This window comes from Candidatus Poriferisodalis sp., from assembly GCF_965208925.1.
GTDB lineage: Bacteria > Actinomycetota > Acidimicrobiia > Acidimicrobiales > Poriferisodalaceae > Poriferisodalis.
This window is the reverse complement of sequence record NZ_OZ242364.1, coordinates 1,949,960-1,972,365: the sequence shown is the minus strand read 5'-3', so window position 1 is coordinate 1,972,365 and position 22,406 is coordinate 1,949,960. Positions and strand designations below refer to the sequence as shown.

The following is a 22,406-nucleotide window of genomic DNA, read 5'->3' as shown; positions in this document are numbered from 1 at the left end:
CTCGCGACGGTGCCTGTCGCTAGCGAGCGAGCGACTGTGCTTGTCGCTATCGGCAGCAAGCTAGCGGTAGTGGGCGAAGAGCTCTTCAATGAGCTCGGCGATGCCGTCGGAGGTGTGGCCCCGGGAGAGGTCGATGGTGGCCACATTGCCGTACACGTGAATGTGGTCGACGCCGCCCCGTTGGAACAGGCGCCACGCCAGCAGGTCGGCCGGGTCCTCGGCACTGGCGGCATCTTCGGCACTGTTGTAGTAGCGGTGGCCCGCCCCGGTCAGCGGACGGTTGGTCTCGAACTGCACCGTGCCCACACGGACCGACGACGGTCGTTCTGCTACTCGAACGGGCTGACCCATGGCCGATGAGCGTAGCGAGATATGTCGCTAGCTTGGGGCTGCTCGCATTCCGGATTTGCCACTTCTTGCACGAAACAGGAGCCCGACATGGCCGCTGCCGACACCGCTGAGATCACCGAGGAACAGTTTGCTGCTGAGGCGCTGGATTTCTTGGAGGCCAACGCCAAGCGCAAGGCCGAGCGGCGCGAATTCGTCTGGGGCGAGGGTCCCGACAACGCAGCGCTCTTCGAGGAGATCGACCGCGAGCGCGAGCGGCGGGAGCTGGACGCGTCAAAGGAGTGGCGAGCCGCGAAGTACGACGCCGGCTTCGGCTGGATCAGCGGGCCGGCCGAGCTGGGCGGCGGCGGCATGCCCCGCAAGTTCGAGCGCGTCTGGGGCCAGCTCGAGAGCCAGTTCGACACGCCCGACGGCGGCTTCTTCGGCATCGGCTTGGGGATGGTCGCGCCGACCATCCTGGCGCACGCCCGCCCTGAGGTGTCCGCCGAGGTGCTGCCCCAGATGTACCGGGCCGACATCGTGGGCTGCCAGCTGTTCTCTGAACCGGGCGCCGGCTCGGACCTCGCCAGCTTGCAGATGCGGGCCGAGCGCGACGGCGAGGAGTGGATCCTCAACGGCCAGAAGGTGTGGACCTCGGGCGCGCACTACTCCGACATCGGCGAGGTGATCGCCCGGTCCGATTTCGATCTGCCCAAACACCAGGGCCTCACCGGCTTCCTCGTAGACATGAAGGCCCCCGGCGTGGATGTCCGGCCGTTGCGGCAGATGACCGGCGGTGCGAACTTCAACGAGGTGTACTTCACCGACGTCCGCGTGCCCGACTCGAACCGGCTGGGCGATGTGAACCAAGGCTGGGGCGTGGCGCTGACCACGCTGATGAACGAGCGGGCGGCGATCGGCGGCGGCTCGGGCGGCGGCACCGGGGGCGGCAGCTTCACCAAGCTGGCTGCGATGGCCAACCACTACGGCATGGCTGACGACGCGCTGGCTCGTCAGAAGCTCGCCGAGATCTACACCCACGGCAAGGTGCTGGGCTGGTCGAACCAGCGCACCATGGATGCATTGCGGGCCGGAAAGACACCAGGCCCCGAGATGTCGCTGTCCAAGATGGGCCTGATTCGCCAGATGAACGCCACCTGCGAGTTCGTGGCCGACACGATCGGACCCAAGCTGGTCGTCGACTCCGGCGAGTGGGGAACCTTCTCGTGGGCCGGCTACGTGCTGGGCTTCCCGGCGATGCGCATCGCCGGCGGCTCGGACGAGGTGATGCGCAACATCGTCGGCGAGCGAGTGCTGGGGCTGCCCAAAGAGCCCGGCATCGACACCACCAGCCCCTTCCGCGAGCTGAAGGTCGGCACCCAGCGTTCCGAGTGAGTTCGCCAGCATGAAGATCGGTTTGGCGCCCACGAACAGCGATTACGGCCCGTCGACGGCCGAGATGGCGGTCGAGGCCGAGCAGCGGGGCTATGACTCGCTGTGGGTGGGCGAGCACAGCCACATCCCGGCCAGCCGGGAGACGGTTCACCCCGACGGGGGCGATCTGCCGCAGCTCTACTGGCACATGCGCGACCCGTTCGTCTCGCTGGCAACGGCCGCCGCGGCAACGTCGAAGATCAAGCTGGCGATGGGCGTCTGCCTCGTGCTCGAACACGAGATCCTGGACCTGGCCAAGAGCGTGGCGACGCTGGACGAGGTGTCCGACGGCCGGCTGCTCTTCGGCGTGGGCGTGGGCTGGAACCGCGAAGAACTGGCCAACGTGTCGAACGTGCCGTGGGCGCAGCGCTACAACGCCATGCGGGAGACGGTTGCCGCACTGCGGCTGCTGTGGACCGAGCACGAAGTGTCCTACTCAGGCGAGTTCGTGAACTTCGCGCCCTCGTGGGTTTACCCGAAGCCGACGCAACAGCCCGGCCCCCCAGTGCTCGTGGGCTGCCGGGGCCGGATCGGGATGCGCCACGTTGCCGAGTATGCGGACGGCTGGTGCCCGCTCGATGTGGGCTTCCGCGATGTCAGGGTCGGCATGGAGCGGTTCCGGACCGCCGCAGAGGCAGCGGGCCGCGATCCCGACGGCATCCCGATCTCCATGTACTGCTACGCGAAGCCCGACGCACAGAAGCTGGAGCTGTACCGCGAGCTCGGCGTCGAGCGGATCGTCCTCGCCGCCCCGGACGGCGCAGATCGCTTGGCGCGCTTCGTCGACCGCAACCAGCATCTCGTCGACACGTTTGCCGACTGATCTTGCGGTCGGCGGGGCCGGCTAGAGCCGGTCGCGCAGATCGGCGAGGGACACCAGCTCGGCTTGGGGGGTCTCGATGTCGCCTTCGGGCAGCATGAAGCGCCAGAACGCGATGCCGAAGGGGCGACCCTCAGTGTCGAGCCAGTTGGGAACGCCGGGGTCGGTGTGGGCGATGGCGGCGGTGAAGCGGCCGTCGTCGTCGGCGACCATCTGGGCGCGGTTGAGCGAGATGGAGCGGTTCGCGTAGTCGAGCGATTGCAGGTGGCGGTTCCACAGGCTGATGTTGGCGTAGCGGCACTCGGGCCAGCGGCCGCGGATCACCAGTGCCTCGTCGGGCCCGACCACGAACGGTGCCAGGGCGTAGGCGGCGTCGGTGGCCGACAGGCCGAGGTCGCCGGGCAGGCCGGGCGGCGGGAACTCGTTGGGCACCAGCGACACCCACGACCGGGGCTCGCCTTGGGCCATCGGCACGCGATCGGTCGTGAGCTCGCGGATGAACGCAGCGGCTCGCCGGATGCCGGCGCTGACCGTGGAATCCGACGGCCGAGGCGGAGGCGTGCCGTCGATCACCTCGATCTGCATCGCGGGCCACCGATCCGGGTCGGTGCCCGCGTGGGTGGTGTCCTCGAAGTAGTGACGGCTGATGATCTGCCCTTCGTCGGGCGGCGGCGCCAGCCAGTTCCCCTCCTGCGGCTCGCCGCCGATGACGATCTCGAAGCGGCCGTCGGCATCAACCTCCAGCGTTGTGTCGTTGAGCACACCGAGCACCTGGTTGTCCATCGAGCCCCAGCCGACGCTCGACTCGACGGTGATCGACAGGTAGTCGGCGCCTTTGGTCTCCCCCCGCACCCGGTAGGCGTAGTCGGCCGAGATCGGAGCCTCGAAATAGACCGTGTCGGGGTTGTCGCCGAGCAGCTTGCGATTCGGTGTCACCAGACGCTCGAAGCGGGGAGCGGACGGGTCACGCTCGAACAGCCCCACCAGCCCCCACTGCAGGTAGTGCATAAGCGCCCGGTGCGCCTCGACGGCGTCGTCGGCGGTGTACAGGTTCCACTCGGGCGACACCCAGCGCTCGTCGACGTCACGCAGCACCTCGAGCAGCTCGGCGAGGGCCCGGCGGGACTCGGTCTCGGGAAGCGGGTCCATGATCGTGGCCGGCTCAGCCCTCTGGGGGCAGGTCGAAACGCTCGATGTACTGGGCCGTGGCGTCGCGGATGCCCTCGGCGGTGAAGCCCCAGTCCTCGGGCTGGTAGCGGTGCACTCCGTATTTGCCCTTGGGCTTGTGATCCAAGTAGTCCCGCACGGCGGTGGCGTAGGCATCGGTCATCGACAGGCCCATCTGCTCGAGGGCCGCACCCAGCGTGGCCACCGGGTCGGTCACGAGCTGCACGTAGTTGACGTCCACGAATTGCTCGTCCGGCACCACGCCGGTTGCTCGCAGATTCACCGAGTCGTTGAGGGCGAACGCGAAGGCATCGTGCACGAAGTGCGCATTCCCGACGGCGTCGACGTCGCTGAAGCGCATCCAGTGGACCATGGCCGTGATGTTGGCCGTGGAGGCCATCGTGCGGGCCGGGTCGCGGTGGGTCTGGATCACCCAGGCGTCGCCGAATGCCGCGAACAGCTGCGGCAGCACGAACAGGTGACCGGGCGTCTTGAGCACCCATTGCGTGGAACCCCCGCCGTGCTGGAGCACCTGGAGGATCTGCCGCTCGTAGCTGTAGTTCACGTCCAGGTCAGGAATCCACTCAGTCAGCGGGGCGATCATGCTCCAGTGGAACCCGGCGAAGCTGCCGGTGGTCAGGGTGATGCACTCGACGGGCAGGTCGGCCCGGAACTCGTGCATAGCCAGGAACTCGGGCTGGATGTCGGCCCAGAACTCCTGCTCGCACTGCCCCATCTCCATCCGATCCGCAAGCCCCCCCTCGGGCAGCGGCACCGGGTGGAGCGCCTCGGCGCCCAGCGGGGCTCGCAGGTCGGGATGCAACCCCAGCAGCTCGAACAAAATCGAGGTGCCCGAACGGGCCGGGCCGGCGATCATCACGGGCGAGGCCACGGGCTGAGCGGTGATCTGCGGTGTCGCGTCGATGGCGGCGGTGAGCAGCAGCCGGGTGCGTAGCGAGCGCAGCAGCTCCTGCTTGGTCATCAGCCGGCCCAGCAGGTGCATGGGCGAGGCGTCCAGCTCGGCAGACAGGGCCTCGAAGCGCTTCTGCCAGTCGGGATCGCCCAGATCGCCGGTCGGCATGCCGCCAACTGCTGCGGTGGCCAGCTTCAGCAGCTCACCGGTGTCGATGGGCACCAGGTCCCCGGGGCGCCCCCCGATCGAGTCGCCCATGAGGTTGATGCGCCGCACCCAGTCAGGCCGGGTGTAGCGCTCCCCCATGGACGGAAGTGCATTGCTTTCATGAGACATACGGGCGGCAAGGTATCAGCGACAGCCACCACGAACGGCCGAACCCGTTTCGCGAATGCGGGTACCAGGTGGAACACTGTCCTTGTGCATGCGGACGCGGCGGCACTGATCGAGCGGCTGACAGCGCAGGGCGTGATCTCCGCTCCGGTAAGCAGCGATCTGCCGCGAGCAACCGGCCAGCAGCTTCCGCGACCTCATTCGCCCCTGTCGGAATTGGTGAGCGGACAGCGGCGCTGAAGGCTGGTCGTCGCCTATTCCGAGGCGGCAACCGGCGCGGGCAATGCAACGATCTCAAGATCAGCGATGCCCTCAAAGTCGGCAGGGTTCGCGGTGTACAGCGGCAGTCCATTCGAGATTGCCGTGGCAGCAATGAGCGCGTCGTAGGCCCGCGCTGCACGCTTGCGTCCAGAAGCCCGCAGGTCTGAGGCAACCTGACCGAAGGCCCTGGCGGCTGCATCATCGAATGGCAGTGGATCGAAGTCAGCTTCGGCTTGCTGCAAGTGGGCTTGGCGCTTGGCTCGCTCGGCCGCGTCGGAAGCCACCAGCGGCCCGACGGACAGCTCAGCGAGTGTGATGGCCGTGATGGTCGGTTCGGCGGGCAGCATCCCGGCGTCGGCCATCCGTGGCAGGCCGATGACCGCGTTGGTGTCCAGCACGCCGCGGTCGTGCCGGTACTCGACACTCACAGCGCGGGGTCCATCAGGTCATCGATATCGGACCGGAGTCGGACGGGGTCGACGACTGGAAGCCGACGCCAGCGTTCGAGCAATGTCGAGGCATCGAGCGCCCGGCGAGGCAGGGGACGCAGCTCTGCCACCGGCCGGCCAGACCGTGTCACGGTGAGCCGCTCACCCCCCTGCACGCGGTCGACGACCTCGCCTCCATGATTGCGAAGCTGCCGGATCGTCACCTCGTCCATGACCTCACTGTATCACCCGTGATACGTCCTTCGGAGACCGACCGAGGTTCTGTCCATATGCCATACCGTAAGGACATGGCTCAACGAGAGGTGCTTGTCCAACTCGATGACGAACTCATCGAGCGTCTCGCCGAGATTGCAGACGCCGAAGGAACGAGCATGTCAGAGCTGCTGCAAAGAGGCGCACGAGCGGTGATCGAGGCCGCGGATCTCATGGCTGCCGATGCTGAACTCATAGCTGATTATCAGCAAGAGCCGCAAGATGAGGCATTCGTCGAAGCTGCGGCGCGGCTCGCGGCTCGAACCGCGACCCCGTGGTAGAGCGCGACGAGATCCATTCGTGAGGCGCAGTGACGACGCGCTCGCGACACTGGCCCTCGTTAGTCGGTTGTCTCGTGGCGACGTACGGCCGTTGAAGGCATCGGAGTACTGGAGACTGTCTGCGATCCTCGAATCTGGTCCTAGCAGCTTGCTGGGAAAGAGCGCCGCTGATCTGGCGGTTGACTCTGGAATCTCGAACTCCCTTGCAGATCGCGTGGTTGCTCTGATGGATCGGACAACAGCTCTCGCCTTCGAGCTCGAACGCCTGGAGCACTCCGGTGTGCAGACGCTCACTCCGTTCGACGAGCACTATCCCAGCAACTGGACGCAAAGACTGGGATCCAAGGCCCTTCCGCTGCTGTACGCAGCGGGGTCGGTCAAGCTGTTGGACACCGCTGGGCTCGGGGTCGCGGGCAGCCGAGACGTGAGCCCCTCGGGGGCTGAGGTCGCAGTCGAAGCGGCCAAGTGCGCTTCTCGCCGCCGCATGCCATTGGTGTCGGGCGGAGCCAGGGGTGTAGATCAGCTCGCCATGAATTCAGCGTTCAACTCGGGGGGCGCCGTGGTCGGACTGCTGGCGGATTCTCTGTCTCGCAAGCTCGCCAAGAACGATGTCAGAGCAGCGATCCACAATGAACAAGCCCTCATGTGCACGCCCTACAACCCCGATGCCGGCTTCAGTGCCGGCAACGCCATGGGCCGCAACAAGCTCATCTACGCGCAATCAACGCTCACGCTCGTGATTGCGAGCGACGAGGGCAAGGGCGGCACCTGGTCTGGCGCGACCGAGGCACTCGACCACAGGTTCGGTCGAGTCGCCGTGTGGCGAGGACCGGGCGAGGGACCGGGCAACGAAGCACTTGAACGGCGCGGCGCGGTGCCCATCTCGGACCTCAACGACCTAGGGCAACTCCTTGATGATGGCGATGCCGATACGACCCGTGACACATCTCCGCTCGTTTCCGAGTCTGAACAGGGTGTCCTCTTCGACGTCGCAGCTGCTAGCTGAGTCGTTCACGGCAGCCAGCTTCCGGCACTGATTCGCGAATTGGATGTGATCGCTTAACCGAGGCCGAACTCCTCAATCAGCTCCGGCAGATGGGGAGAGGCTGTCGGCGAGGGCTTGGATCTCGGCGAGGGCGGCTTCGAGGTCTTCGGCGATCTCGGCTGCGAGTACGTCCGGGGGTGGCAGGTTGTCTGCGTTCTCGAGGCTCTCGTCGCGGAGCCAGAACAGGTCGAGGCTGACCTTGTCGCGGGCGATCAGCTCGTCGTAGGCGTAGCGCTTGAACCGCTCGGATTCGGTGCGCTTGTGGCGGGCGTCGGCCCGGTAGCTGGCAACGAAGTCGTCGAGGTCGGCTCTGGCGAGCGGATTCTGCTTGAGCGTGAAGTGCTTGTTGGTGCGCAGGTCGTACACCCACAGCTCTCGGGTCCACGGGTCCTCGGCACCCTCGCGACGGCGGAAGAACAGCACGTTGGCCTTGACGCCCTGGGCGTAGAAGATCCCCGTCGGCAGCCGCAGCAAGGTGTGGACCTCGCAGTCGTGCAGCAGACGGCGGCGGATCGTCTCGCCGGCGCCCGCCTCGAACAGCACGTTGTCGGGCACCACCACGGCCGCGTCCCCGCCGATGCGCAGCAGGCTCACGACGTGCTGGACGAAGTTGAGCTGTTTGTTGCGGGTGGTCGCCCAGAAGTCCTCCCGCTCGTAGCTGTCCGATGACGACCGGCCGAACGGCGGGTTGGTCAGCACCATGTCGAAGGGCTTGCCGGGAGCGTCCCGCAGGGCGTCGTCCACGACGATCGGCGAGTCGGACTCGGGGCTCTCGATGCCGTGCAGCAGCATGTTCATCGCGCACAGGCGGGCAGGCAGGTCGGCGATCTCCCAACCGGTGAACGCACCCGAGCGCAGATGCTCAACTTGGTCGGGCTCCAAGTGCGGGAAGCGCTCCACGATCGACCGGTATGCGCCCAGGAAGAACCCGCCGGTGCCGCACGCCGGGTCGCAGATGCGGTGGCCGGGCTCGGGCGCCATCACATCCACGATGGCGTTGATGAGCGCCCGGGGCGTGAAGTACTGACCCGCTCCCCGAGCGCCCTCCTGGGCAGTCTTCTCGATCAAGCCCTCATATGCATCGCCCTTGAGATCGGCGTCGTAGCTCATCCACTCGTGCTGGTCGATGAACTCCTTGATGAGCCGCTCCAGCTTGGCGGGCGTCTGGATGCGGTTGCGAGCCTTGCCGAAGATCACGCCGAGCATGTCGTCGCTGCTGCCCAGCGCCGACAGGCACTCGCTGTAGTGGTCTTCAAGCTCCGACCCCGACCTGCTCAGCAACGACTGCCAGTCGTGCTCCACGGGAACGATTCGCTCGCCGCCGAGCATCACGTACTGCTCATCGGCCATCTTCAAGAACAGCAGGTACGTGAGCTGCTCCAGATAGTCGCCATAGGACAAGCCGTCATCGCGCAGCACATCGCAGAAGTCCCACAGCCTCTGCACCAACGCCTTCGGATCCTGCGCAAGCACCGGCTCACGCTACGCCGTGAACGAGTACCAGAAGCTGATGACCGACCGACGACACCGGTGAGCGGCATTCCGATAATCGGAGGAAGGTCGAGAACGCGCAGCGCTAGCTTGACGCGATGCTCGACGCAGAACCTCGACTGCAATCACAGCGCGCTTGGCCCTACGTCTGCGAGCGCGACCGATGAGCGCAGATGGGGGCGACGAGGGCTACAAGCTCAACATCTCCCGACTGACGATCGACAAGCTCGGTGTCAGGCTCTACGACCGAGCCTCGGCTGTCGTTGCTGAATTGATCGCCAACAGCTACGACGCAGATGCGACTCAGGTGACCGTGAGCCTGCCCATGGGCACTCAACTCGACAACCCGGACGGGGACGGTCAGCCGTGGGACATCGTGGTCGAAGACAACGGCCACGGAATGGACCCCACTGAAGCGCAACTCTTGTTCCTCGATGTCGGCAGCGACCGCCGGACGCGTTCGGCTAACGGACCGAAGTCGCCGCGATTCAAGAGGCCGGTGATGGGCCGCAAGGGAATCGGCAAGCTCGCACCATTCGGTATCTGCCGTCAGATCGAGATCCTCTCGGCGGGCGGAGAACCCGTCGACGGCAAGTATCAAGTGAGCCACTTCGTCATGGACTATGGCGAGATCATCAAGGACGAGCCCGGTGCCGCCCCGCTGACCTCCGGCGAACACGACCGCACATGGCGAGAAGCGAGCGGCACCAAAGTAACGCTGCGGCAGTTCCTCCCGAAGCGGGTCCCCCCGGCAGACGTGTTCCTCCGCCAGCTTGCGCGCGTATTTCGGGGCACGACCGACTTTGCGATCTCAGTCCTGAACCTCAGGGAGCCGCTCTTCGGGGCGCAGCCCTTGCCACCATTCGAGATCGAGGTTGACGAGCAGACCCGAATCCGCCTGGATGATCGCCCCGTGCCGTGCGGAGACAGGGAATTGCCGGTCACCGGGTGGGTCGCGAAAGCCAAGAGTGCCTACAAGAACGATGAAGACGCCGGCGTCCGCATCTACGCGAGGAACAAGATCGTCGCCACGACCCGGGACTTCGAACAGAGTTCCGGTTACAGCGGCGAATTCGTGGTCCGCTCGTACCTCGTCGGTGAGGTGGTGGCCGAATGGCTCGATGTCGACGACCACGACGACCTCATCCGGACGGACCGGCAAGACATTCTCTGGAATTCTGAAGAGGGCGAAGCCCTCAAGCTGTACGGCCAACAGTTGGTGAAGGAAGTCGCGAAGTCGGCCATTCCCGTGCACGAGCAGTCGATGGCGACGCGCGTCGTCGAGAGGTCACGAGTCGAGTCGAGGGCGCGAAGCACCTTCAACGACGACGAGCTCGTCGAGTCAGCCGTCGAACTCACCACGATGCTTGGCAGGTCCGTCTCCGAGGAGAAGCTCAACGACTCGGACTACCTGGAGCGTCTCGTCCAATTCGTGCTGTCGGTCGCTCCGCATCACCTACTCGTCGAGAGCTTCGCCGACCTCGCGCAGCTGGCGAGCGGCAATTCTGACGCACTCGATCGCCTTGTAGCGCTGTTCCGACGCACGGAGGTCGCGGCGCTCGCCTCGTACGCGCAGGTAGCACGAGGTCGGATCGAAGCCATCTCGAGTCTCGAAGCCGCCCTTGAGCGTGATCGCTCAGAACCGGTGGACGAGTCGAGGCTGCAGGCGATCCTGCGCAGCGCGCCATGGCTGATCAATCCGGAGTGGGAAGTCATTTCCGAGAATCAGACGCTGCGAACCTTCGCCGACCGCTACGCAGCGCTGATTCAAGAACGCTGGCCGAGCGCATTGAAGCTGCCTGCGGAGGACTTCCGTCGACGCCCCGACTTCATCATGATGGAGACCTCGGGCCAGCTCCACTGCATCGAGATCAAGCGCCCTCATGCAGGACTCAAGAAGGAAGACTTCACCCGCTTCTACCACTACATCACGGTCTTCGCTTCCATGCAGGAGCAGGAGGCAGCCCTGACCGGCCACTGGGCCCGCGGCTGCGTGTTTCACTTGATCGTCGACCGGATTGACCTTGCCGACAACATGCAGGCCGACTTGCTCCGTCGCTATATCGACGAAGGCACTGTGGTTCACTCGACGTGGAACGACTTGTTGGCGAAGACGAGACGGTCCAATGCCGACTTCCTCGCGGCGCGCGAAGCTTCGCTGCAAGCTGTCGGCGAACCTGGGCCACCCGACGGTGAAGGTGCATGAGGTGAGGTCCGAGAAGCTGAGCGCAGTGAGCCTCTTCTCCAACTGCGGCGCCGGAGATCTCGGTTACGCGAAGGCAGGCTTCTCCTTCGAGGTCATGGCGGAGATCGAGCAACGCCGCCTCACGGTGGCGCTGGCCAACCACGCGGACGCAAGCGGGGTGCCGGGCGATCTTCGATTCACCTGGCGCGAGGCGGTCGCATCATTCCGCAACGAAGCAGGGGCAGAACCGCCCGCACTGCTCTCGGCGTGCCCACCTTGCCAGGGTATGAGCACGGCTCGAGGAGGCCGTGGACGCGAGGAAGATGCCGCTGCAGGCAGTCGTGACGGCCGTAACTTGCTCGTCGAGGTGATCGCCCAAGTGGCCAACGGGCTTCGACCACGACTTATCGTCGTGGAGAACGTCGCCGCCTTCTTCTCGCGCTTGGTGCTCGATCCTCGAAACGACGAACCGATCTCCGCTGCTGTACTGCTGCAGGACTTACTCGACCCGCACTACGAGTGCTACCCGTTCTTGACCGACCTGGCCGACTACGGCGTACCGCAACGACGGGTGCGGGCCTTCATGACGTTCATCCGACGTGATGAAGCGGCAGTCGAGACACTGGCGCTGGCCGAGTGTGTCCCCTACCCGATGCCGACCGCCTCTGCTGAGGACGGCAACTGGACATCGCTCAAGGAGGCCCTAGAGCAACTCGACGCTGCAGAACTCGATGCAGCGAGTGCCGAGGCAGCGCACGATTCGTCGACCCCGATGCACTCAGTGCCGATCTGGGGTTTGGACCACCGATACCGCATGGTGGCAGCAATCCCGCCTAACTCCGGTGGGCGCGCTTGGGACACCGCGCACTGCGAGGCCAAGTGCGACGTTCAGGTGGATGCTGACGACGCCGTGTGCCCGGCTTGCAATGAACCTCTCCTGCGACCCGTGGTGCAGGAAGCTGACGGCAGCTACCGGTTGGTGCGTGGCTTTCGGCGATCGAGCTACTCCCGCATGCGACCCGAGGCGCCAGCGCCGACCATCACAACGGCGAGCGGACATGTCGGCTCAGACAACACGATTCATCCGTTCGAGAACCGACTTCTGAGCCCCTTGGAGTGTGCCTATCTCCAGACGATTCCCGATGACTTCAACTGGGGAACCTCGCTGGACGAATGGGGCCCAACGGCTGTGCGGGCGATGATCGGCGAAGCTGTACCGCCTCGCTTCACCGAGATGCACGGACGCGTCCTCGCGGAGCTATTGGACGGACGCACCAAAGGGCTCACATCCACGAATGATCGCCGTGTGGCGAAGGCCATCGAGCGCATGCAACGCGGCCTTCCGGCTAACGCCTGACTGCACACCATCATCTTCGGCAGTCGCCGAGAACCGTTCAGATCCGTCCAGCATCCCGATCGGTCAGCTCCGAAGTAGCTCGTCGGCTGCCTGCGGATCGATATCCCACTCGTGGGCGAAGAGTCGGGCGATCTGCAAGTCCGCCAACTCCTGAGAGACGCCGCCGATGACGAGTCCATCTGTGAGCCGCTCGGCAAGACTCGGGCCAACTGCCGTGCCATTCTGTTCGGCCTCCACTTGGCCGACTAGATTGTCAAGCGCCTCCAGCAGCGCATCAGGCACCGGACTGGGGGCGTACCCAGCGATCTCGCTCCGTGCCGAATTGAAGCGATCAACCGCACCGTCGACTGTCATGCGAACGACCTCGTGACCTCGCTGTTGCTCCGGGAGATACCCGACACCGGAGATCGTCTGGAGAGCGATGTGTGCTGAAGTGAACGCGTCGAAGAGGTGGCTCGAATGGGGCTCACCGAGTTCGCTGGCCCATGCGCCAACGTCCGGTGACGGCCAGCATTCCGTGATCATGCGTATGGCAAAGCCCGTAGCCGGGTGACGAGACCGCGTCGGCACCAATAAGTACGTCTCATCGGAAGGCTCATTGCCATCGAGTACCCCCACGAGCATTTCCGCCGCCTCAGGCCACTGCAGCAATGACGGCAGCTCCACGGTGATCGCAAATTCGCGCAGGGGACCATCCTCATGCCAGTTCGGAAGGACGGTCACGTCGAGCCCAGTTGCTTGGCATACCGTCTGGATCTCGGAACGGCGCCGCTTGGCCTCCTTTGCATGCTGTCGACGGCACCATTCAGCGGCTCGCCGCAGTGTTTCGTCCTGGTTTCCCGACAGTGCGGAACTACGAATCGCTGTCGGTTCCGATTCGCTGAGAGCGAGTACTTCAAGGACTGCCGCAATGCCAAGCAGGGATTCGCGCATCTCGTCAAGGCAGTCGGGGTATCTGTCGATGCCCACCAAGGGCCAAGGCTCGTTCTTGGAACCCTCAAGATGCCTATCGACCACCGACTCTCGGATATAGACGACGAGGCCGCGGTACTGACCCGGCTGCGTAATCCGCGGAACGATGTTGCCGGTTAGATCGGTGATCAGCGCTACTGGATTGTCGTTCTCCAGCGCTGCTGGTCGGTCGAGAATTCCCGGCTCTGGGACACCTGCGCCTCGTATCGGAGGCTTGATCTGCGTACCCGCAGAGTGCAGCGCTGCGATTCTGGGACGAAGATCCGACAGGTCAGGCAGACCCGGCAAGTGCTTGACGAGCCGGACGCCGACCTGATGCACAAGACGGTTGGCCTCTTCCAGCAGCGGCAGCAGCGCCCGTAGGCGATGCGAGTCGCTGACCCCGAGCAAGGTCCGGATCACTTGAACACGCGCCCGGTTCCACGCGGTCGCATGTTCGCTCAAGACGGCTTCACGCACAAGTTGGCTGACACCGCGCTCATGGCCACCGATGCGCAGGGGTCCTCCCCCTGGCAGGACCGCATGAACGTTGACGGCATCGATGCCAGGCACCAGGCTCCACAGACGACGTGCAATCGCATGAGCGGCATCGTCAGGGTCATCCTGCTCGGCATCAGAGATGTGGAGGAAACGGCCCTCAGCAATTGTCGCCTCGGGGGTTTCGTCAAGCTGAAGCGCGACCGTCCATGGATCCGATGCGCGCATCTGCTGCAGCATCGCCTCCCGGCCGCCGAGCAATTCGATCACCTTGACAGCGAAGCCCGATGCGGCCTCGTGGGCTGTCGTCAGGAACGCTGAGAGAGCCTCAATCGATGACGTCCGGAGTGCGTCGACGATGGGACTCGATACGTCAAGGGAAAGGCCCAGTGCTTCATCTACGGACTCGACAGTCTCACCGCAGACAGCCAACAGGCCGGCGGCCGACCGCAGGTCCTGAGTGGAGACGACGAGTTGCGCAATCCGATCGACGCCCACGGCCGAGATGAGTGCGTTGCGTCGCTTGGGCCCCGGCACCGCTTCCATCGCTCGCTGTGCTGAACGCAGTTGGACCGGAAAGAAATCCGGCAGTCTCAACCCGGCAGTCGTGAACGAGAAGAGGACCATCCATGTCGAAGGAAGTACGCCTCGCTGCTCGACCAACTCCCTCCACTCAGCGGCACGAGCGCGATAGTCAGCGAGTCGCACCCCGTGGAGGAAGGCAGCCATGCGATCGGCCGACAGCTCCTCACGCTGGGCCGCCTCAATCAAGACTTGGATCAGCTCGGGCTCGTCCCGCAGCAAGTTGGAAACGAAGCCGTGAAGCTGCGCGGTCGGCACGGATGGAAGCACACGCTCTACCGTCTGCCGCAATTCCGGAGGCGGATAGGCGTGCGTGGCCTCACAAATCGCTGCTGACCGCAGTTGGTGCATGCCGTTGATGACGCCGTCCCGCTCAATGACGAGGTGTTCTTCCTTGAGCCGCGCCAGTGCTGCACTCAGGTCGGCCTCCGACAGGTCAGACGTCTCGACGAGCTCGGGCAGCGCAAGAGCAATCGACCAGCGATCAGCCACGGATACCAATCGCAGCACGACTAGCTCGTCGCCCCGACGCTCTTGGAGCCGTCGATCGACTTGGTCGCCAATGACCGCCGCAAGGCGCTCTCCTCGGGTCAGCATGTGGGTGAATTCCAACGTCAGACCGTCGCTTTGCTCGTAGGCATCACGCCAATCGCTGAACTCAGTTGTTCCTCGATGCAACAGTCCCTCAAATATCGCCGCGGCCGTCGTTTCGTTGAGTCTCACGTCCACTTGCGCGCAGTCGGCTAGCGCCGGGATGGTGATGAGATCTTCGTTGCGAGCCGTAGCAACCATCAGGACTCCTGACATCGCGGCCGTCTGCGCACGCAGTTGAGACCATCCGTCGAAGCTCTCAGTCCCGGCCGCATCGACCAAGAATCCCACCGGTGATGCCGCTGACGCTCCGTATGCGCGAGCGAGTGTGACGAGGTCGGGCACGTCCGACACGGCGAGTCGCCGCACGCGGAACCAGAGCACATGTGGCAGCTCCATGGGCAGTGTCCACAGAACGGCGCTCTTTCCGACGCCGGACGGGCCGTGGATCACTACAACCGAGTAGGAGTCGAGACCGGCGGCCACCTCGTCCACGGCGTCTGGGCGTGGAGTCACCAGACCCGCTGCGACGTGGAACGGCTGAACGGACACTCCCTCGAAGAACCTGTTGTCGGCAGGTGCCGATACGTCGTAGGCGAATGCCTCACAGCTGCCGCTCGCCAACGCAGCTTCGAGCGCTCCAACATCGATGAGTTGCGCAGCGCTCTGAATCTCGGCAAGGAGTTCCGACCGCTCGAGGGTCCGACGTTGGGCGAAGTCGGGGGTGGCGTTGTGGTCTGCAGCGTCGGCTACCAGATTGCGAAGTCGACACATCACCATCCCGAGCGCCGCAACTGGCAGGTCCACGCACTCACTCAGGCGCGTAAGCGCCTCCGCGGTGATTTCCCCAAGGGTGAGTCCAACCACGAAGGTGGATTGCAGGAATGAATCAATGTCTGTGGCGGTCAATCCCGAACCCGATGCCCTGGTCCGTATTGCGTTCAGGAATTCGGAGTCAGCGTCCAGGGTCATGTCGAGCGAACGATCCATGTCGTCCAGCTCGTCTCCGACCTGAACACCGGTCTCGAACACGACCACGAGTCTCGAGCCACTACGGAGACGCTCCGTCTGACTATTCCAGGCGCCAACGACATGCTTTGCCGCCAGCCCAACTGGGAATTCCCCGAGGTCCGGTCTCCGGGACTTGACCTGCACGAGCTGCGGAGCCAGCCCATCGAGCCACACATCTTCGCGACCCTCGGGCACGAGTGAAGTGTCGGTGATTGCACCCGACGCGATTCGTGCCGCTAGCAGCGCGCTCACAACATCTTGAAAGTGGAAGCCGCGGCCAGCCGTGGCTCCCTGGCGCGTGCTCGCCCATTCAGTGGCGTCTTGATCGTCAGCAGAGTCGGACAGCACGGCCGTGACGGTTTGGCCTGGCCCGCTTCTTTCCAGTCGCCGAGGCCCAGACCGCTTCGCAGGCGCTCGTCTTCTTCGCCCCTTCCCTGACACGTACGAAGTATCTCCGTTGCAGCTCCGGGTTGCATCGGCTTTTTCGACACTCGCGAGCCGTTGCCGAACCCGCAGCCGTCGTTAACCTCGCCACGCCCTCGTTCGCCGGTGAAGGAGTCCTCTTGCTCGGAGAATGGTGGATTGCAGATTCGTTCACGGATAGGGACGACTCTGTGCCGCCCCAATCGGCAGACCGCGTTCCAGGAACGCTGCATGAGCTTGAGCACGGCGAGTTTGCCCTAGAGACAATTGGCTTTGTCAGGACGCCATCGAAAAAGGGCGAGAACTGGCTGCAACGACTTTTCCGACATGTATGCGCGGCCGTTGGATTCATCCGCAAGCCGCGGAGTCCGGTCAAGGATCTCAGACCCGACGAAGAGCCCGCTGCACATATTCACATCTGGGGATCCGGCCGCGATGGGAAATGCGTCAGTTTGATCGACTGTATCCGCACGAGTGAGACCGAGAGGATGGTGGGCGTCGCCGGAGGGCATGAGGATTGGGCTGTTGACTGGCTCGCGGACGGCGATGCGTGGGTAACTCCTGAAGATCAGTGCACACGCAGCTGGTTGCGTACGAGCGACCTCCGCGCGTGGGCGCTGCACGGGCAGTCAGATTCCGTGGTCTCCGTTGACTTCGGCGCATCAGCAACGGTTGATCTTCGGGAAGAAACGCTAGGCACGACAGGCATCGGTGACATCAGCGTTTCGCTGGTGCGACGTCCTAGCCCATCCCGTCATCGCACATGGGACGCTCAGGATCCGATCTTCAGAGTCGACGAGGTCGTGTCATGGAAGCTAGTGGGTTCTCTCACGCTGCAGGCCGTGGCAAAGGACTGGGCGAACTACATCGAAGGCTTCGTTCGATTCATGACGATGACGCCCTCGGTCATCACCGGAGTCGAGTGTCGGCTGCCTAACTCCGACGAGACGCCTCTTGCCGTAGCTCTGACTTTGCGTCGGCTGCCGCGCGATGCCGCGCCCATTGTCGGCGCCAGCCAAGCCGGCACCAGACCCCACGAGTTTCTAACTACCTGGGGCTCCCTGTCCAGACGCAGCGTCGACCCGATGCAGGTATTCGCAAGATACGTATCCGAGGTCGGGCTCGGCGACGCCTACGTCGCCATGGTCTCGCACCTTGAATCTCAAGACCGTCTCTTAAGTCGGGGCGCCGATGGCGCTCTGCTCAACGGCGTCCGTTCCGTCGAGGCCCAGTTCGTGCTCGAGAACCCTGGCATCGACGACCGCAGCAAGGGCGTTCAGGCCAAGATCAACGATGCTGCAAACCAATCTGGCGATGTCGGGAAACACATTCGAGGCGCATGGAAGGCATTCGACGACATCAACAGCCTTCGAATACAGGTTGCGCACGGGAAGTCACGCCCGGGTGCTGATTTCGGGCTTCGATGCCTCGGCGGGGCCAAATCGCTGCAATGGATACAGCGGTTCCACTTGCTCCGCGTGCTCGGAGTCAACGAAACCACTGCCGAGACCATGATCTGCTCGAACCCACGCTTCCAACGAGACCTCGGCTCACTCAAGATGTGGAGTGGGCAGGTTTAGCCAACAACTGGCCAAACTGGCCAGTCAGCTCAGCCTGACGAGGTTCGGCTGCGGAACGGCTGATTCGCCTTCAGGTTGCTGAGAGACGAGCCGACCAGTGAAGGCCCTAGCCAGCACGGCACGGCGCATGACTTCGATCTTCGACATGACTGCCCAGACCGCACTGCCGACGGCATCAAGACGAACAAACTGCTCCTCGATCGCATCCACGATGCGATCCTGCTCGGCCCTCGGAGCCAGCGGCACAGTGAGCTGCCGTATTCCTCGCAATCCGAGTCGCGGCCGTCCCACTCCCTTGATGTCAGCGGCCGTCTCCCGCCTGAGGCGCGGGTCTTGTAGCGCGAGGTTGACATAGGACCGGTTCACTTCGGGATGGAGGCGAACACGAATGCAGTCAGCCTTCACGATGGCCGGAGGTACCCATGGAGGCACCAAGCACGCCCGAGGAAGCTGCTCTCCAAGAGACGCGACGATCAAGTCACCGGGCTGAACAGAATGCGCGGCGAGCGACTGGAAGTGCTCGGGCGATACATGGGCATCTTCACGCTTGAACTCACCATCGCCGATGTTCTGTAGGCGGATGACTCTCGGTCCTGTCGTCGTGTAATGCGCTGTCTTAAGATTCGATCCAAATGGCCCGTCAGTGATCGCACGTGGCTCTGGAGCAGTGAGATCCTGGAGCTGCGCCCAAGCCCAGCCAGGGGGAAGCTCCCACCGCGAGGTGGATACACGCTCCTCAGTTGAGAGCGAACCCTCGGGATGTGAACTCGAGCCCGTGATGCGGTCCAGCAGCATTGTCGCAGGCTCCTCCTCCTTGTTCTGCGTAGAGAGCCTGCCCGAGAGTGCTGCCACGAGAATCGACTGCCGCGATGCCGCAGCCTTCACTCCGGCTGCGCGAGCGGCATTGGCAGCAGCGTCGAGGTGGGAGAAGTGCTCTTCGATAGCAGCAACGATTCGATCCTGTTCCGCGAGCGGAAGGACGGGGACGCTGGTTGACAGGAGATCGTTCTTCTTGAGATTGTTGATGTTCGTCCCAGCCGCCGCGCCACGCCACAGCCTTCTGACGTAATCGCTCTGCAGCCAGTACGAAAGGTACGCCGGTTGAATGTCGGGATGAGGACGCAGGATGGCCATGAACGCGCCGTGTGCACCGGTCCAATCGCTCGTGACTAAGGCCGACTTTCCTACGACGGAGAGGCTCCCACTCGATGTCGCGATGAGTGTGTCGCCCGAACGCAGATACTGCTCAGGGGCGACCCGCTCGGCAGGGACGTAGATCAGGTCCTTGTCGACTCGGATTCGACCGTCTTGCACATTGCCCGCCCGAAGTATCGGCACGAGGCCGATGTCGGGTTGCCTTGAGGTTTCATGCTTCTTGAACGTGACTCCGCGAACGAGCGTGGCTACTTCTCCGACCGTTGATGACGACCACCGAGACGGAATCCCTGTGGTCATGCGGCGAGGGCGTGAGTGAGTTCGTCAAGTAGGGCATCGAGTTCGTCACCGAAGAGCTGCTTGGCTTTGCCGAGGCCGCCCTGGGTGCTGAATGGTGGTGCCGTCAACTCAGTGGACTCGATGCCGAGGGTGGCGGCGATGCGATCCTTGATCAGCTTCAGGAATTGCGCCTGGTCGCGCGCGAATGTTCGGCCTGCGTTGGCCTGCTGTAGCAACCACGCCTCGAATCGGTCATTCACTAGCTCAGGGAAAGAGACCAGCTCGTCCGCTTCGCCGAGGGCGTACCTCACGAGGCTCACCAAATCGGTGCTGACGCGGTGCCCGGAGCCGCGCACCTTGGACTTGTCGAGCGTCTCGTAGGCCTTCCACAACGACTCCGGAGTCCAGCGGTACGGCGGCTTCTCGATGGCGTTGGCAAGCTCCTTGATCTGGGCGAACGTCAGGCCGCTGCCGTAGGGCTGGCTGTACAGGACCTCCAGCGCCGTGATCTCGTCCTTGTTGTCGTCGATGAACTCCTGCCACGATTCGATCTGCGACATCGCGTGATCGCGTGCCTCGAGCGAGAATTCGCCCGAGATCACTCGGTCCTTCGACGCGGTGTCGATCACCTGCTCATAGCTGCGCCTGACATCGATCAGCTTCTGGCGCAGCGCGGGATTGCTGGCGAGCGGCAGCACGGCCTCCTGAATCAGCTTTGTGCCAGCCGCAGCGACCTGCTCAGTCGTCGGCTCGTCGGTCGCCGCGTCCTCTGCCGCCACTGCGTGCTGACGGTCGGGGTCGAGCGCGTCGATCATTTGACGCACAAGATCGGCCAGCGGGATGCTGGCGGTTTCTTCGACCTCGGCCCGGTCTTGCTCTGTCATGCGGCGGTCGAGACGGGCAAGACGTGACGCTGCAGAAGACACGACATCCGGATCAACCGAGCCAACACCGATCAGGTTCAGCAGCCGATCGAAGCTCATCCCGCGCTTGCGTTCGAGCGGCACAGTGTCGTGCAGATCGAGCTCGGTGACACCCACGGCATCCACGATCACGAATCGGTCCTTGTCGGTCTTGGCATCTGGCGTGACCCCAACCAGGAGGTCCCTGTCCATTACCCGCACGCCACGCCCCTTCATCTGCTCGAAGAAGTTGCGGCTGCGCACTAGACGCATGAAGACCACACACTCGATGGGCTTCACATCTGTGCCGGTGGCGATCATGTCCACCGTGACGGCGATCCGCGTCTTGAATTGGTTGCGGAATCGGCGCAGCAACTCCTCGGGTTTGTTGCCGCCCTCTCCCGACTTGTAGGTGATCTTGACTGCGCCTTCATTGTCGAGGCCGAACTCTTCCCGAACGATCTGGATGATGTCGTCGGCGTGGCTGTCGTCCTTGGCGAAGATCAGCGTCTTGGGGATGTTCTGCAGCAGGCCGTTCGCTCGGCGATCGCGGTCCTTGAACATGACCGGCAGCGAGTCCCGCAGTGTCCTCACAACTGTGCGTATCTGATCAAGCGCCACCACGCGCTTGTCGAGTTGAGCGGCGTCGTAGTCGATGTCGGTGTCGACCTTCTTCAAGCTGATCTCACGCGTCTCGCGGTCTCGGAACTTGGTGACGAACTGCGCAGGAACCGTGCCTCCAGACTCAGTGATCTCCGTGCGGATGCGGAACACATCGAATTGGGCGTTGACCTTGTCTGCCACGGCGTGCTCGTGCGTGTAGCGCATCACCAGGTTCTGCTCGAAGAAACCGACAGTCTGGACTCCAGGCGTCGCAGTCAGCCCCACCAGAAAGGCGTCGAAGTACTCAAGCACCTGCCGCCAGACGCCATAGATCGAGCGGTGACATTCGTCGATGATGATCAAGTCGTAGGACTCGATGGGTACGGCGGGGTTGTAGGCGACCTCGACTAAGTCAGGTGGCTCGACTTCGAAGCCACCTTGCTCGTCGAGGTCAGCGTCGTCGCCACCGCCTTCGTCACCTCGCAGGATCGAGTACAGACGCTGGATGGTGCAGATGTGCACCTTGGCCGCGGCCTCCTGAGCCATGTCCAGTTGCGACGACGTGAGATGCCGGACGTTGTAGAGCTCAGTGAACTTGCGGCCGTCGCCGGGGATCCTGAACTTCTGGAACTCCTGCAATGCCTGACGACCGAGGTTGGCCCGATCAACGAGGAACAGAATGCGCTGGGCGCCTGCGTGGTGCACCAGGCGATAGCAGGCATTGGCAGCAGTGATCGTCTTGCCTGACCCGGTAGCCATCTGGATGAGAGCCCGAGGACGGTTCTCCCGGAATGAGTGCTCAAGGTTGCGGATGGCCTCGACTTGTGCCGGCCACAGGCCCGTCGAGTCGGAATCGGCATCGAGCTCCGGCAAGAGCGGGATACCGGCGCGCAGGCCGGCGCCGCGGCCCTCGATGAAATCCTCGTGCCAGCGGGCGAGCGTCTCGGGTCGATGGAAGGTGTACGCCCGACGGCTGGCTGACACAGGATCCAGCGCGCTTGTGAACCGAGTTTCAGCGCCGGTCGATTCGTAGCCGAAGGGCAGGGCCCCATCGATCTCGAACGCCGGCAGTTCATCGGGATAGGCGCCCTGGTACTTGCGGGTTTGGTACTCGACGCCGGTCAGCGTGCTGCCGACCTTCTTCGCCTCGATGACGCCGACCGCCTGGCCATCGACATAGAGCACGTAGTCGGCTGGACCCGCCGCGGTAGGGACTTCGCGAACGGCAACACCCTGGGCCGCGAGCACCGCTGCGGTCTTGTAGTCCTGCACTACCCAACCGCAGGCCCTCAGCTGCTCGTCGATGTCCTGGCGGGCCAACTGCTCGGGCGATACGTACGCGCTCACATCGTCCCCGAACTCACGACCGCGACCCCGCACACCAGCGGCCATCGTACGATCTTGAAGCGGATGGTGGAAGTGGCGCACGGCTGCTCATGGGCACTAGCGCCGTTTCCGAGACTGCGGTGGCTCACTGCCGCTTGCCGATCGAATCACAGACGGTCGATTGGGCCAT

General features: G+C 63.9%; 16 protein-coding genes. 7 read left to right on the top strand and 9 right to left on the bottom strand.

The window, feature by feature from the left end:
• Positions 1 to 60 precede the first annotated feature (60 nt).
• Positions 61 to 351, bottom strand: a complete 291-nt coding sequence (locus ACOGI5_RS08700; RefSeq protein ID WP_323670980.1) for a hypothetical protein — start codon at positions 349 to 351, stop codon at positions 61 to 63.
• Positions 352 to 438: 87 nt separating this feature from the next.
• Here ACOGI5_RS08700 and ACOGI5_RS08695 point away from each other — a divergent pair, with 87 nt between their 5' ends.
• On the top strand, positions 439 to 1,722 hold the full coding sequence (locus ACOGI5_RS08695) for an acyl-CoA dehydrogenase family protein (protein ID WP_419864028.1): 1,284 nt from the start codon (positions 439 to 441) through the stop codon (positions 1,720 to 1,722).
• Positions 1,723 to 1,732: 10 nt separating this feature from the next.
• The gene (locus ACOGI5_RS08690; RefSeq protein ID WP_419864027.1) at positions 1,733 to 2,584 is read left to right on the top strand and encodes an LLM class F420-dependent oxidoreductase; all 852 of its coding nucleotides are present in this window, start codon (positions 1,733 to 1,735) and stop codon (positions 2,582 to 2,584) included.
• 21 nt (positions 2,585 to 2,605) lie between these two features.
• Here the strand turns inward: ACOGI5_RS08690 and ACOGI5_RS08685 are convergent, their stop codons facing one another.
• The 4 genes from ACOGI5_RS08685 to ACOGI5_RS08670 all read right to left on the bottom strand — a co-directional run bounded on the left by ACOGI5_RS08685 (position 2,606) and on the right by ACOGI5_RS08670 (position 5,916).
• Positions 2,606 to 3,730: a DUF1214 domain-containing protein gene (locus ACOGI5_RS08685; RefSeq protein WP_419864026.1), complete on the bottom strand. Its 1,125-nt coding sequence runs from the start codon at positions 3,728 to 3,730 to the stop codon at positions 2,606 to 2,608.
• A gap of 13 nt (positions 3,731 to 3,743) precedes the next feature.
• Positions 3,744 to 4,967: a sulfotransferase family protein gene (locus tag ACOGI5_RS08680; protein ID WP_419864025.1), complete on the bottom strand. Its 1,224-nt coding sequence runs from the start codon at positions 4,965 to 4,967 to the stop codon at positions 3,744 to 3,746.
• A gap of 281 nt (positions 4,968 to 5,248) precedes the next feature.
• Positions 5,249 to 5,683 (bottom strand): type II toxin-antitoxin system VapC family toxin, encoded by a 435-nt coding sequence (locus ACOGI5_RS08675; RefSeq protein ID WP_419864024.1) that lies wholly within the window; start codon positions 5,681 to 5,683, stop codon positions 5,249 to 5,251.
• A complete protein-coding gene (locus tag ACOGI5_RS08670; RefSeq protein ID WP_419864023.1) occupies positions 5,680 to 5,916 on the bottom strand; it encodes a type II toxin-antitoxin system Phd/YefM family antitoxin in 237 nt (78 codons plus the stop codon). The genes ACOGI5_RS08675 and ACOGI5_RS08670 overlap by 4 nt, the downstream gene beginning before the upstream one ends.
• 75 nt (positions 5,917 to 5,991) lie before the next feature.
• Here ACOGI5_RS08670 and ACOGI5_RS08665 point away from each other — a divergent pair, with 75 nt between their 5' ends.
• Entirely contained in the window at positions 5,992 to 6,237 is a 246-nt protein-coding gene (locus ACOGI5_RS08665; protein WP_419864022.1) for a ribbon-helix-helix protein, CopG family, read from the top strand.
• A gap of 226 nt (positions 6,238 to 6,463) precedes the next feature.
• Positions 6,464 to 7,243: a DNA-processing protein DprA gene (locus tag ACOGI5_RS08660; protein WP_419864021.1), complete on the top strand. Its 780-nt coding sequence runs from the start codon at positions 6,464 to 6,466 to the stop codon at positions 7,241 to 7,243.
• A 72-nt stretch (positions 7,244 to 7,315) separates the two neighbouring features.
• On the opposite strand, the gene ACOGI5_RS08655 is transcribed toward ACOGI5_RS08660, so the two are convergent.
• Positions 7,316 to 8,755 carry a type I restriction-modification system subunit M gene (locus tag ACOGI5_RS08655; protein WP_419864020.1) on the bottom strand — a complete coding sequence of 480 codons (1,440 nt, stop codon included), beginning with the start codon at positions 8,753 to 8,755 and terminating at the stop codon, positions 7,316 to 7,318.
• Positions 8,756 to 8,936: 181 nt separating this feature from the next.
• Between ACOGI5_RS08655 and ACOGI5_RS08650 the strand changes: the two genes are divergently transcribed.
• On the top strand, positions 8,937 to 10,979 hold the full coding sequence (locus ACOGI5_RS08650; RefSeq protein ID WP_419864019.1) for an ATP-binding protein: 2,043 nt from the start codon (positions 8,937 to 8,939) through the stop codon (positions 10,977 to 10,979).
• A gap of 1 nt (position 10,980) precedes the next feature.
• Entirely contained in the window at positions 10,981 to 12,315 is a 1,335-nt protein-coding gene (locus ACOGI5_RS08645; protein ID WP_419864018.1) for a DNA cytosine methyltransferase, read from the top strand.
• A gap of 63 nt (positions 12,316 to 12,378) precedes the next feature.
• Here the strand turns inward: ACOGI5_RS08645 and ACOGI5_RS08640 are convergent, their stop codons facing one another.
• Positions 12,379 to 15,969 carry a hypothetical protein gene (locus ACOGI5_RS08640; RefSeq protein ID WP_419864017.1) on the bottom strand — a complete coding sequence of 1,197 codons (3,591 nt, stop codon included), beginning with the start codon at positions 15,967 to 15,969 and terminating at the stop codon, positions 12,379 to 12,381.
• Between the two features lie 593 nt (positions 15,970 to 16,562).
• Between ACOGI5_RS08640 and ACOGI5_RS08635 the strand changes: the two genes are divergently transcribed.
• The gene (locus tag ACOGI5_RS08635; protein WP_419864016.1) at positions 16,563 to 17,951 is read left to right on the top strand and encodes a hypothetical protein; all 1,389 of its coding nucleotides are present in this window, start codon (positions 16,563 to 16,565) and stop codon (positions 17,949 to 17,951) included.
• Between the two features lie 24 nt (positions 17,952 to 17,975).
• Here the strand turns inward: ACOGI5_RS08635 and ACOGI5_RS08630 are convergent, their stop codons facing one another.
• Both ACOGI5_RS08630 and ACOGI5_RS08625 read right to left on the bottom strand, forming a co-directional pair.
• Complete coding sequence (locus ACOGI5_RS08630; protein WP_419864015.1) at positions 17,976 to 19,406, bottom strand: restriction endonuclease subunit S; 1,431 nt, start codon at positions 19,404 to 19,406, stop codon at positions 17,976 to 17,978.
• The gene (locus tag ACOGI5_RS08625) at positions 19,403 to 22,282 is read right to left on the bottom strand and encodes a DEAD/DEAH box helicase family protein (protein ID WP_419864014.1); all 2,880 of its coding nucleotides are present in this window, start codon (positions 22,280 to 22,282) and stop codon (positions 19,403 to 19,405) included. The genes ACOGI5_RS08630 and ACOGI5_RS08625 overlap by 4 nt, the downstream gene beginning before the upstream one ends.
• Between the last annotated feature and the right edge of the window lie 124 nt (positions 22,283 to 22,406).